The organism is Acidovorax lacteus, assembly GCF_039540375.1.
In the GTDB taxonomy this organism is placed as follows: Bacteria; Pseudomonadota; Gammaproteobacteria; order Burkholderiales; family Burkholderiaceae_C; genus Acidovorax_G; species Acidovorax_G lacteus.
In genome coordinates this window covers 132,468-144,221 of record NZ_BAABEX010000024.1, presented here as the reverse complement: position 1 = coordinate 144,221, position 11,754 = coordinate 132,468, and the positions used below count along the sequence as shown (strand labels likewise).

The following is an 11,754-nucleotide window of genomic DNA, read 5'->3' as shown; positions in this document are numbered from 1 at the left end:
TCATCAAAGGGGCGAACAACGCCAGCGCCATCGGCACGCTGGTCGAGCGCACCACGCGATTGGTGCTGCTAGTCAAGCTGCCCCATCCTCACCCGGCCACAGCGGCGCACGTGCTGCAGGCGTTTAGTGACAAGCTCAACCGCATTGCTGCACCGATGCGCCAGAGCCTGACCTACGACCGGGGAAGCGAGATGGCCCAGCACGCCCAGCTCAGCCAGCGCACGGGCATGAAGGTGTACTTCTGCGACCCTTACAAACCCTGGCAGCGGGGCAGCAACGAAAACACCAACGGGCTGCTGCGCCAGTACTTCCCCAAAGGCACGGATCTGAGCGGCTACAGCCAGGAACAGCTTGACGCGGTGGCCGACGAGCTCAATGGCAGGCCGCGGATGACGCTGGGCTATAGCACTCCGCTGGAGGTGTATGCCCAACATCTGCAGCGTCTGACGCAGCAGCCTGATTCGGTGCATTGAACCAATACAAGTGTTGCGCTTGGACTTGAAACCGCCCTTATCAATCAAGCACGAGAAGCTATCATTTCAATAGCAGACAGCATCGACCTCAATGGTGGTGCCCATGCGCGCCGTGCACATGGCGGTGCGCAATCTCTTCGACCGATGCGGCGCGTACCGACACCACCTTGCAGGCAAAACGCAGCGCCTGCCCTGCCAGCGGGTGGTTGCCGTCCAGGTGGACCTCGGGGCCCTTGATCTTCACCACACGGAAGGACTGCGGCTGCCCGTCGGCGCCGGGCCCCTGCAGGTGGCCGCCCACCTTCACCCCCGGAGGGAACTCGCTTTTGGGGATCACGCGCACCAGGCTTTCGTCGCGCGGGCCGAAGGCGTCGTCCACGGCCAGATCCACCGTGGTGGCAAAGCCCGCGGCCTGGCCGGCAAGGGCGGCCTCGACCTTGGCGAAGATGTTGTCGTAGCCGCCGTGCAGGTAGGCCAGCGTGCCCTGGTCCAGCGGCTGGCCGGTGGGGCTGGTGACCTTGTAGTTCAGCGTGACGGCGGTGTCTTGGGTGATGTTCATGGCGGTGGTGTCCCGGGTGCGTTCAACAGGCAAATGCCCCAACAAGAAAAAAAGGGCCGCAACGCCACGGCGTGCGGCCCGGGTGGGGCGATTGTCTCTGAGCCGGGCACTCGGCGGGGCCGCCAGGGGCACCGCCGGCCCAGAGGGCTGCGGGGCCAACCGCGGCAGGCGGCGCGGTGGCGTGTGCTCAGGCGGCGGGTGCGGGTGTTGGCAGTTCCTCGACCGTCTGCCCCGGGTAGCGCGCAAAGCGGCGCGGCTCAGGGCCGTGCACCGGATCGGACTCGGGCCAGGGCCAGCCGCCAAACTGCGTGCGGCGGTAGTCCATCATGGCCTGCATGATTTCCTGCTGGGTGTTCATCACGAACGGGCCGTACTGGGCCACCGGCTCGCCAATCGGGCGGCCCTGCAGCAGCAGGCACTCAACCGCCGTGCTGCCGGTGTTGACCAGCTCCCAGTCGTGCGCGGCCACCATCTCATAAGCGGCATGGCCGGGCAGTGCGGCCCCGCCCAGCTGCAGGCCCTGCCCAGCAAACCAGTAGAGCATGCGGCGTGTGCCCTGGCCACCCGCTGCGGGCAAGGTCCAGCGGGCACCCGGGGCCAGGTGCAGCGTCCAGATGGCCACGTCGCCTTCGGGCTGCGAGGCCCACGACTCGGGCGGCGGTGGCAGCGGCGCGCCTGCGCCGGGCAGCGCACCGGCCACCACCGTCACCGTGGTGGCGCGGCCGTCGGCGTCGTGGTGTACCAGCCGCGGAATGCGCTCGTTCCACAACATGGTGAAGTGAGGTTCCACCATCTTGCTGCGCGCGGGCAGGTTCAGCCAGATCTGGAACAGCTCCAGCGGGTTGGGCGCACTGGCATCGAGCAAGGGGAACATCTCGGAGTGCTGGATGCCGCGCCCGGCCGTGACCCACTGCACGTCGCCGCCGCCAAAGCGCGCAGCTGCGCCCAGCGAATCGGCATGGTCGATCAGGCCCTTGCGCACCAGGGTCACGGTTTCAAAGCCGCGGTGGGGGTGCCCGGGGAATCCGGGCACCGTGTCGCCGTGGTACATGCTCCAGCCGTCCTTGCGGCTGAAGTCGCTGCCGATCTGGCGGCCTTCCAGCGGCACGGCGGGCGCAAACGCACCGTCGCCCGCGGGGTAGGCGTCGTCGTGATGGGCGCAAAACAGGAACGGGTCGAGCGTGGGCCACAGCGGGCCCAGCGGCTGGGCCTGCAGCACGGGCGAGGTGCCGGCAGGCGAAGGAGCAGAGGCGGTGAAGGCAGCGGACATGGCAGGTTCTCCGGGGCGGGGCAGCGGCCCGGCAAGGGCCGGGCGGTGCGCTGCGCGCCAGTGTGCCCAAGATGCGGGGCCTGTGCGCACCCGCCAAGGCCATGCCCCTGCAACGCACTGGTGCGCCGGTGGAACGATGCGCACGGCTGCACGGCCGTGTTCGCCAGGTGCCCCCGGGGGTGCCATGCCACCCGCGCAGGCAGGTGGAGGGGGGGAAACCCGCCCGCGTGGTGGATCTGGCAGGGCCCCGGAGACCGTGTCGATTGTGGAGGGCCAAGCGCCTGGCTGGCGTAGGACAACGCCGCATGCGGCCCCCGGCGGTAGCCGCACGCGCAGCGCCTACCCGGTGCAGGGCGAGACGTTCAGCCCGCTTCGAGGTAACGCGCGCGCAGTTCGGCGCGGGCCGCGGTGTCCACGCCCAGTACCTCGCGCAAAAACGGCTCAAGGCCCCCGTGCTGCGCGTCCACCGCGTGCAAGGCGGCATCCAGAAACTCCGTCTGCACGCGCCAGAGCACCTGCAGCACCTCGCGCGGGGCGGGGCCAGCCAGGCCTTCCGGCGGGCGGTACAGGTCGTTGGTGAGCAGGTAGTCGTGCATCACGACGTCGCGCGGCACGCCCAGGGCCAGCAGAATCAGCGCGGCCGCAAACCCCGTGCGGTCTTTGCCGGCCGTGCAGTGGAACACCATCGGCGCATCGCTTTCGAGCAGCAGCGCAAACAGCTGCGCAAAGCGCGGCGCGTTCTCGTGCACAAAGCCCCGGTAGGTGTCCTGCATCAGCGCCACGGCATCGGCGGCCGTGAGCGTGGCCCCGCTGCGCAGCAGCGCCTGTGCGCGCTGCACCACGGTGGGTTCGATGTGCAGGCCGTGATAAGCCACGCCGGGCAGCGCATACGCATAGGCCGCGCTCTCGGCCACGCCGCGAAAGTCCACCGCCCGGGCCACGCCGAGTGCGGCCAGGGCCTGCTGGCCGTCGGGCGTGAGGCCCGCCAGGTGGTCCGAGCGGAAGATGCGCCGCCAGCGCACCGTGCGCCCCCCGTGACCGGTGTAGCCGCCCAGGTCGCGAAAGTTGGTGACGCCGGAAAGCGGCAGGTGGCGTGAAGGGGCAGACATGGCGGTGCGCTCCGGGGCGTGGCAGAAAACCGCAAGCTTAGGCGTTGCAGGCCGCGCGCCATGTCGCCCGCGTGGCGCTTGGCGCGGCCGCCGGGCCGGATACCATGGCCCGCATGTTCCAGCACCTGCCGCCGCCGCCCGATCTGATGCCGTGGGTGGAAGCCGCCGTGGTGGTGCGCAGCACCGCAGCACTGCCGCACACACGGTTTCCGGCCATGGTGGCCAGCATGCTGGTGCTGCGGCTGGCGGGCACGGTGCAGCGCGGCGATGGACCCGTGCCGGCCGCGGCATGGATCAGCCCCAGCACGCGGCCCACCCAGTACCAGCACTTGGGCCCGGTGCATGCCGTAGGTTTGGTGCTGCGGCCTGAAGCGGCACCGGCGCTGTGGGCGGGGGCGCAAGCGCAAATCGATGTGGTGTGGCCGCTCGACGCCCTGACCCGCTCCGCCCGTGGGATACCCGAGGCCGCCGCCGCGGCGCAGGCCTGGGCCTGCACCGCGCACGCGGTGCGCGCTGCCCCTGACGACCATCGCCGCCTGGCCTTGCTGTTCGACCACCTGCGGGCCCTGGCAGCCCCGCCCTCGCCGTGCGATGCGCTGCGCGCCGACGCGCTGGCGTGGCTGCAGGCCGCCCAGCATCCGCCTGACGCGCAGGGTCTGCGTCAGGGTCTGGGACCCCGGCAGTTTGAGCGGCGCTTTGCCGCGCAGTGGGGGCGCACGCCCAAACAGTGGGCGGTGACGGCGCGGCTCAACCGCGCGCTGGCCCGTGCGCTGGCGCAGCCCTCCGACACCGCCGCCGAGCTGGCCACCGCGCAGGGCTACTACGACCAGTCGCACTGGGGCCGCGATTTGCGCCGCCTGGCGGGCGCGGCGCTGCAAACGCTGCGCGCATCGGGCCAGACGCCGGGCGACGCGCACTGGCCGCTGCAGGTGGGGGCCCAGAGCCAAGCGCCGCAGGACTAGCGCTGCCCCGCCATCCGCCGCGCCAGGTACACAGGCAGCGCAAACGACAGGCCCAGCCCGAAGCACGCGGCGATCAGCGCCCAACGCCAATGGCCCAGCGCACGGTCGGCCGCCACCCACAGCGCAAAAGCCAGCGCGGCCAGGTACACATCGAGCGTGATGGCAGTCGTCAGCGGGTTGGCGAAGGCCGCGGGCCAGAACACTTCGGGCCGCAGGCTGCCGCCCGTGGCCAAAAACTGCAGGTTGAAGATCCAGGGCACAACCAGGCCGACGGCGGCCAGCGCCCACAGCGCGGTGCGCAGCAGGGAAACACGGAGCATGACGGTGCGCGGCCACCAGGCCGCCCCTTGGGTGGAACACACCCCGATTGCACCGGCAAGCAGCCCGTGCAGGCTAGGAAAAATCCGACATGCACGCCGCCAGGCAGACGGCCCGGGGCCGCAGCGCCAGCTAGCGCGGCATCAGCGTGATGCTGCCGCCTTCCAGTGCCTGTTCGGTGCTGCCGGGTGGGCAGGACTGGTCGGTGTAGAGCACGCTGCCGCCCTGCACGCACTTGCGCGGGCGCGGGGCGCTGACCGAGGCCGCATCGGCAGGCGCAGGGGCCGGCGAGGGAGCGGAGGTCGCCCTGCCAGTGGCCGCAGACGCGCCCGTGCGGCTGGCGGGCGCGCTCCCGGCCCCCGTGAGCGCCTGCCAGCCCTGCTGCAGCCACACGCCGGCCTGCGGGGTCCAACGGTCGGCCGTGAGCGCGGCGGCCACGGCGGCCGCGGCCAGCAAGGTGAGCACGATGGCCAGCGTGCGGCGGCGCGGTGCGATGGGCATGGGGGCTCGGTGCGGCCTCAACCGCCCAGGTGCGGGCCCAGCAGGCCTGCCAGCTCGAACATGCCCGCGCTGTCTTTGCCAAACACGGCGCGCAGCTTGTCGTCGGCCACGATGGTGCGCTTGTCCTTCGGGTCTTGCAGGTTGTGGGCCTTGATGTATTCCCAGAGCTTCTTCACCGCCTCGGGCCGGGCCACGGGTTCGCTGCCGATCACGGCGGCCAGCTGCGCACTGGGCGGCTGGCCAGCTGCGGCCTTGCGCGGGGCCTTGGCCTTGGGCGCTGCAGGTGCCTTGGCGGCCTTGGCAGGCTTAGAGGCTTTTGCGGCGCTCGTGCTTGCCCCTGAAGCACGAGCAGCTCCTGTTTTGGTAGCAGCCGTTTTGCGTGGCGGGAACTTGCTGTCGCGCTGCTCGAACTCGAAGTTCACCTTGCCGGCCGCACCGTCCCACACCAGGAAGGCCTTGAACGCGCGGCGCGTGCGCATCGACACGAACTTGTCGAGCAGGTCGGTCTTGCCGGTGGCCAGCAGCTTGGCCATCTGCGCGCGCTCCACCGGCTGCTGCAGGATGATCTTGCCGCTCTTGAAGCTGCAGCTCGGCGTGGGCTGCGCGGCCGTGGGCACGGCCTTGGCGCACACGTAGTTGCTGCCGTGCTCGTGCACCGCCGCGCCGCACACCGGGCACGGGCCCAGGGCCTCGTCGGCAAACTCGACCAGTTCGCCAGACTCCTCGTCGCCCTTGTCGTCGCCAAACGCAAATTCAAGCTTGTAGTTCTTCGCCTCCTCGTCGAACTTGATGACGATCTCGGACGTGAACGGCCAGCCCGCCTTGGAGCGGAAGCCTTCGAGCGGGCCGATCTTGCGGTCCCGCAGCAGGGCCTCGGCCTCGGCGGTTTCAAAGGTGCGACCTGCGGGCGACTTGCCAAAGCTGAAGCCACAGCCTTCGCCCGCGCCCGCTGCGCCCGTGCAGGCGTAGCGGCGGTAGTTTTCCTTGACCACGCCGCCGCAGTTGGGGCACGGCGTGTGCAGCGTCGCGTAGTCGCCCGGGATGGTGTCGCGGTCGTATTCCTTGGCCTTCTTGACCATGCGCTCGGTCATGGCGGCAATCTCGGCCATGAAGGCTTCGCGCGAGAGCTGGCCCTTTTCCATCTGCGCGAGCTTGTATTCCCACTCGCCGGTCAGGTCGGCGCGGCAGAGTTCTTCCACCTCCAGCCCGCGCAGCAGCGTCATGAGCTGGAAGGCCTTGGCCGTGGGGATCAGCTCGCGGCCTTCGCGCAGCATGTACTTTTCGGTCAGCAGGCCTTCGATGATGGCCGCGCGCGTGGCCGGGGTGCCCAGGCCCTTTTCCTGCATGGCTTCGCGCAGCTCGTCGTCGTCGATCTGCTTGCCCGCGCTTTCCATCGCACCCAGCAGCGTGGCTTCAGAGTAGCGCGCGGGCGGCTTGGTCTTGAGGCCACGCGGCTCCACATGCTCGGTGCGCACCATCTCGCCCGGCTGCACGGGCACGAGGTTCTGGCCCTTGTCGCCGTCCTTCGCACCCTCCACCTCGTCGGCGGCTTCCTTGCCGTAGATGGCCAGCCAGCCCGGCTTGACCAGCACCTTGCCCTCGGTCTTGAAATGGTGGCCTTGTACCTGGCTGATGCGCGTGGTGACCTGGTATTCCGCGCTCGGGAAGAACACCGCCATGAAGCGCCGAACCACCAGGTCGTAGAGCTTTTGCTCGGCTTCCGACAGGCCCGACGGTGCCTGCGTGGTCGGGATGATGGCGAAGTGGTCGCTCACCTTGGCGTTGTCGAAGATGCGCTTGCTCGGGCGCACATAGCCGTTGTTGAGCGCCGTGAGCGCGTGCGGCGCGAGGTGCCGCATGCCGCTGTCGGCCAGCATCTCGAAGGTTTGCTTGGCCACCGGCAGGTAGTCTTCGGGCAGCGCACGCGAATCGGTACGCGGGTAGGTCAGCGCCTTGTGGCGCTCGTACAGGCTTTGCGCCAGCGCCAGCGTGGTCTTGGCCGAAAAGCCGAACTTGCCATTGGCTTCGCGCTGCAGGCTGGTCAGGTCGAACAGCAGCGGGCTGGCCTGGGTGGTGGGCTTGCTTTCTTCGGTGACCGTGGCGGCCTTGCCACGCACGGCCTGGGCAATCTCGCGCGCCCGGGCTTCGCTCCAGAGGCGGTCGGCGCGGGCCTCCGGGTCGTCGCCTTTCTTCCACTGCGGGTCGAACCACTTGGCCGGGTACTCGCCCGCCTCGGCATGGAAGCTGGCGTGGATTTCCCAGTAGTCGCGACTGACGAACTTGCGGATCTTTTCTTCGCGCTCCACCACCAGCGAGAGCGTGGGCGTCTGCACCCGGCCCACGGTGGTCAGGAAGAAGCCGCCGCCCTGCGAGTTGAAGGCGGTCATCGCGCGCGTGCCGTTGATGCCCACCAGCCAGTCGGCCTCCGAGCGGCTGCGTGCCGCGCTGGCCAGGCCCGCCATCTGCGCGTCGCTGCGCAGTTGCGCAAAGCCGTCGCGGATGGCCTGGGGCGTCATACTCTGCAGCCACAGGCGCTTGATGGGCTTGCCCAGGCCGCCCTTGGCGCCGCCTGCGTACTGCTCGATCAGGCGGAAGATCAGCTCGCCTTCTCGGCCCGCGTCACACGCGTTGACGAGTTCGGTCACATCCTTGCGCTTGGCCTGCTTGACCACCGCGTTCAGGCGGCTCTTGGTCTTGTCCACGGGCTTGAGGTCGAAGTGCGGCGGAATCACCGGCAGGTGCGCAAAGCTCCACTTGCCGCGCTTGACGTCGAATTCTTCGGGGGCCTGGATCTCCACCAGGTGGCCCACCGCGCTCGTGACCACGTAGCGGTCGTTTTCAAAGTGGTCTTCGTGCTTCTCGAACTTGCCCGCCACGGGGGTGAGCGCACGGACGATGTCCTGCGCCACCGAAGGCTTTTCTGCGATTACCAGGGTCTTGCTCATGAAGGCTTTCTCGTTCCGGTCGGCGCCCGGAGTCTGCCCGGGCGCTTCTACAATCCTTGCACACGCGTGTACGCGCACGCGCATGTGTGCCTATTCAAGTTAACAGAGTTTTCTGACCATGCCCCGCAAAGCCCCGCCCCGCGCCCCGGCGCCCCCCGCAGGCCGCCGCTTGCAGACCCGGCGCTCGGGCGTGCACGGGCGTGGCGTGTTCGCGCTGGTCGACATCGCAGCAGGCGAAGTGCTGATCGAATACACGGGCGAGGTCATCACCTGGGACGAAGCCCAGGACCGCCACCCGCACGACCCGGCCCAGCCCAACCACACGTTCTACTTCCACGTGGACGAAGACCGCGTGATCGACGCAAAGTTCGGCGGCAACTCCTCCCGCTGGATCAACCACAGCTGCGAACCCAACTGCTACGCCGACGAGCGGGACGGCCGCATCTTCATCACCGCGCTGCGCAACATCCACGCGGGCGAAGAACTGAGCTACGACTACGGCCTGATCATCGACGAGCCCTACACGAAGAAACTCAAGGCCGAATACCCGTGCTGGTGCGGCAGTCCGCACTGCCGCGGCACGTTGCTGGCCCCCAAGCGCGGCTGGCGCCCGCCCATGCCCGAAACGTCGGCCCCGCCCGCACCTGGGCGCCCCGCCCGCAAGCCCGCCGCAGCGCCCGCCACTGCGCGCCGCCGCCCATGAACACCGCCCCGCTGCGCTGGCCCGCCGAAGCCGTCTGGGAGGCCGTGGCCCCGCTGCTGCCCGGCTTCACCGTCGAAGTGCTGCCGCAGGTCGATTCGAGCAACACCGAACTCATGCGCCGCGCACGCGCGGGCCGTGCTGAGCCCGTGCTGCTGGTGGCCGAAGCGCAGACCGCCGGCCGCGGCCGTCTGGGCCGCGCCTGGCAGGGCGAGCCCGGAGCATCGCTCATGATGTCGCTGGGCCTCACGCTGGCGCCGGGCGACTGGTCGGGCCTGTCGCTGGCCGTGGGCGTGAGCGTGGCCGAAAGCCTGCAACCCGCCCTGCCCACGCCCGGCCAGGGCACTCGCATCGGGCTCAAGTGGCCCAACGACCTGTGGCTGGGCGGCGATCGCAAGCTCGGCGGCATCCTGGTCGAAACCGCCAGCCACGTGACCCCGCAGGCGGCCACTGGCACGTCCAGCGCGGCCAGCGCCGCTTCGCGCTATGTGGTGATCGGCATCGGTATCAACGTGCTGCCGCGCGCGGGCGAGGGGCTGTCAATGCCGCCGGCCGCGCTGCAGGAGGTGGACGCCGCGCTCGACGCCCCCGCGGCCCTGCTGCGCATCGTGCCCCCGCTGGTGGGCATGTTGCAGGCATTTGAAGGCTATGGCTTTGCGCCGGTGCAGCCGCGCTTTGCGCAACGCGACCTGCTGGCAGGCCGCGCCGTGACACTGAGCGACGGGCGCACCGGCACCGCCCACGGCGTGGACGACTCGGGCGCGCTGCTCGTGCTTACGCCCCAGGGCATGGAAGCCGTGACCAGCTCCGAGATCAGCGTGCGCCCCCAGGGCCTGCCGCCCGCCCACTGAACCGAAAGACCCTCCATGCTGCGCCTGGCCGTCATCGCCCTGCTGCTGGCCAACGCCGGCTACTACGCCTGGTCGCAGGGCCTGCTGGCCGAGTGGGGCTTTGCGCCCGTGCAAGAGGCCGAACCCCAGCGCCTGGCGCAGCAGATTCGGCCCGAGACCTTGCAGGTGCTGCGCCAGCGCTCCAGCGGCAGCGTGAGCACGCCCGACACGCCTGCGGCAGCGCCCACGCCCGCGCCAGCGGCCCCTGCAGCCCCTGCCAGCGGCGACGCGGCCGCCCCGCAGGCCAGCGCGGCATCGGCCCCCGAGGCCACGGAATGCCTGCAGGCTGGCGTGTTCGATGAGCGCCAGGCCCAGGCGCTGCGCGCGGCCGCCGCCGGCCTGCCCGTAGGCAGCTGGTCGCTCGAACCCACGACCGTGCCCGGGCGCTGGATGATCTACATGGGCAAGTTTGCCGACATGGACGCGCTGGACAAAAAACGCGCCGAACTGCGCGCACGCAACGTGCCGCACGACCGGGCTGGCACGCCCGCGCTGGAGCTGGGCCTGTCGCTGGGTCGGTTCAGTTCGTCCGAGGCCGCAGAGCGCGAACTGGCCAACCTGGGCAACCGCGGCGTGCGCACCGCGCGGGTGGTGCTGGAGCGGCCCGAGTCCGCAGGCTTCACCCTGCGCCTGCCCGCCGTGGGCGATGCGCTGCGCCCGCAACTCGACGCACTGCGCCCGGCCATGGCCGGAAAGACGTTGCGCACCTGCGGCTGAGGGCTTGCGCCCTTTCGACGCCCCACCCCGCCCGCGTAAAGCCCTTGCCGGAGCAAGGCTATTCTCCCGCGCTGCCCACCCCCAGATTATCATTTTAATCATTATCAGAGGGGTCAAAAGTGTCATTTTTGAATCTGCACCGCATCACATCCCGGCTGTATGCGGCGGCCGCCGTGCTGTTTGTGGTGCTGGCCACGGTGTGTTGGGTGGCCTGGCTCCAGCTCACGGACGTGGTGCGCCTGACCGAGGAAGCCAGCCGCAACCGCGTGGCGCAGATGGGCCGGATTGCCGCCCTGGAACTCAATGTCACGCGGGCATCGCTGCAGGTGCGCCATGCGATGCTGGCGCGCACGCCCCAGGAGCGAGACGCTGCGTTGCAGGACATTGGCGAGAAGCGGCAAGCGATCGACAGCACGCTGCAGGCGTTTTCGCAGCAGTTGCTCACGGCCGAAGCGCGTCGCCAGTTTGCGGTGGTTGCGCCTGAAGTGCAGGAGTTCTGGCGACGCGGCGAGATCGCCATCGGCATGATACTGGCCGACCGCAAGGACGAGGCTTTCGCCTATCTGGTGGACCAACTCATTCCGGCGCGCAACGAACTGCTGAAGGATCTGGCCCACGCCCGGCAGTTGCAAGAGGCGGGCATGGACAGCGCACTCGTGGCCGTGCAGCGGGGCGTGTTCGGCACGCTGACGGTGCTGTGGACCATGGCGATCACGGCGGGCCTGGGCCTGCTGCTGCTGGCGGTGGGCATTGCGCGCACGCTCCGAAGCCGTCTGGCAGTGGCCTGCGAGGCGGCCGAGCGTGTCGGCCGTGGTGATCTGGCGCAGCCGGTGCACAACGAACGCCGCGACGAGTTTGCCGTGCTGCTCGGGACGCTGGAGGGCATGCGCGGCACGCTGGCCACATTGGTGGACAGCGTGCGCCACAGCGTGGACGGTGTGGCTGCGGCCAGCGGCTCCATCGCGCAGGGCAACCGCGACCTGTCCACCCGCACCGAGAAGCAGTCGAGCGCGCTGGAGGAGACCTCGCGCTCCATGGAGGCTTTTGGCTCCACCGTGCGCCAGAACGCCGACAACGCCCGCACGGCCAACCAGCTGGCCATGAGCGCCTCCACCGTCGCCCAGCAAGGCGGCGACGTGGTCGCCGAAGTCGTCGAGACCATGAAGGGCATCAACGCCAGCAGCACCAAGATTGCCGACATCATCAGCGTGATCGACGGCATTGCCTTCCAGACCAACATCCTGGCGCTCAACGCCGCGGTGGAAGCCGCGCGGGCCGGCGAGCAGGGCCGCGGCTTTGCCGTGGTGGCG

12 protein-coding genes are annotated in these 11,754 nt (G+C 69.7%); 6 read left to right on the top strand and 6 right to left on the bottom strand.

What is annotated here, in order from left to right:
* The coding region (locus ABD866_RS11505) for an IS30 family transposase (protein WP_345064936.1) at positions 1-473 on the top strand (473 nt) is incomplete at its 5' end.
* 88 nt (positions 474-561) lie between these two features.
* Here ABD866_RS11505 and ABD866_RS11500 read toward each other — a convergent pair.
* The 3 genes from ABD866_RS11500 to ABD866_RS11490 all read right to left on the bottom strand — a co-directional run bounded on the left by ABD866_RS11500 (position 562) and on the right by ABD866_RS11490 (position 3,411).
* The gene (locus tag ABD866_RS11500) at positions 562-1,032 is read right to left on the bottom strand and encodes an FKBP-type peptidyl-prolyl cis-trans isomerase (RefSeq protein ID WP_345064933.1); all 471 of its coding nucleotides are present in this window, start codon (positions 1,030-1,032) and stop codon (positions 562-564) included.
* A 187-nt stretch (positions 1,033-1,219) separates the two neighbouring features.
* Positions 1,220-2,302, bottom strand: a complete 1,083-nt coding sequence (locus ABD866_RS11495) for a pirin family protein (RefSeq protein WP_345064930.1) — start codon at positions 2,300-2,302, stop codon at positions 1,220-1,222.
* 362 nt (positions 2,303-2,664) lie between these two features.
* Positions 2,665-3,411: a tyrosine-protein phosphatase gene (locus ABD866_RS11490; RefSeq protein ID WP_345064927.1), complete on the bottom strand. Its 747-nt coding sequence runs from the start codon at positions 3,409-3,411 to the stop codon at positions 2,665-2,667.
* A 104-nt stretch (positions 3,412-3,515) separates the two neighbouring features.
* Here ABD866_RS11490 and ABD866_RS11485 point away from each other — a divergent pair, with 104 nt between their 5' ends.
* A complete protein-coding gene (locus ABD866_RS11485) occupies positions 3,516-4,373 on the top strand; it encodes an AraC family transcriptional regulator (RefSeq protein ID WP_345064924.1) in 858 nt (285 codons plus the stop codon).
* Here ABD866_RS11485 and ABD866_RS11480 read toward each other — a convergent pair.
* The 3 genes from ABD866_RS11480 to ABD866_RS11470 all read right to left on the bottom strand — a co-directional run bounded on the left by ABD866_RS11480 (position 4,370) and on the right by ABD866_RS11470 (position 8,137).
* Positions 4,370-4,693: a DUF2834 domain-containing protein gene (locus tag ABD866_RS11480; RefSeq protein WP_345064921.1), complete on the bottom strand. Its 324-nt coding sequence runs from the start codon at positions 4,691-4,693 to the stop codon at positions 4,370-4,372. The two genes, ABD866_RS11485 and ABD866_RS11480, sit on opposite strands and share 4 nt — an antisense overlap.
* 130 nt (positions 4,694-4,823) lie before the next feature.
* Complete coding sequence (locus ABD866_RS11475) at positions 4,824-5,192, bottom strand: DUF4124 domain-containing protein (protein WP_345064918.1); 369 nt, start codon at positions 5,190-5,192, stop codon at positions 4,824-4,826.
* Positions 5,193-5,209: 17 nt separating this feature from the next.
* Positions 5,210-8,137 carry a DNA topoisomerase III gene (locus tag ABD866_RS11470; RefSeq protein WP_345064915.1) on the bottom strand — a complete coding sequence of 976 codons (2,928 nt, stop codon included), beginning with the start codon at positions 8,135-8,137 and terminating at the stop codon, positions 5,210-5,212.
* Between the two features lie 118 nt (positions 8,138-8,255).
* Here ABD866_RS11470 and ABD866_RS11465 point away from each other — a divergent pair, with 118 nt between their 5' ends.
* The 4 genes from ABD866_RS11465 to ABD866_RS11450 form a co-directional block, all read left to right on the top strand.
* Positions 8,256-8,840 carry an SET domain-containing protein gene (locus ABD866_RS11465; RefSeq protein WP_345064913.1) on the top strand — a complete coding sequence of 195 codons (585 nt, stop codon included), beginning with the start codon at positions 8,256-8,258 and terminating at the stop codon, positions 8,838-8,840.
* Positions 8,837-9,688: a biotin--[acetyl-CoA-carboxylase] ligase gene (locus tag ABD866_RS11460; RefSeq protein ID WP_345064909.1), complete on the top strand. Its 852-nt coding sequence runs from the start codon at positions 8,837-8,839 to the stop codon at positions 9,686-9,688. The genes ABD866_RS11465 and ABD866_RS11460 overlap by 4 nt, the downstream gene beginning before the upstream one ends.
* A 15-nt stretch (positions 9,689-9,703) precedes the next feature.
* Positions 9,704-10,444, top strand: coding sequence for an SPOR domain-containing protein (locus tag ABD866_RS11455; protein ID WP_345064906.1), 741 nt, complete (start codon positions 9,704-9,706; stop codon positions 10,442-10,444).
* A gap of 119 nt (positions 10,445-10,563) precedes the next feature.
* On the top strand, positions 10,564-11,754 hold a 1,191-nt coding region (locus ABD866_RS11450), incomplete at its 3' end, for a methyl-accepting chemotaxis protein (protein WP_345064903.1).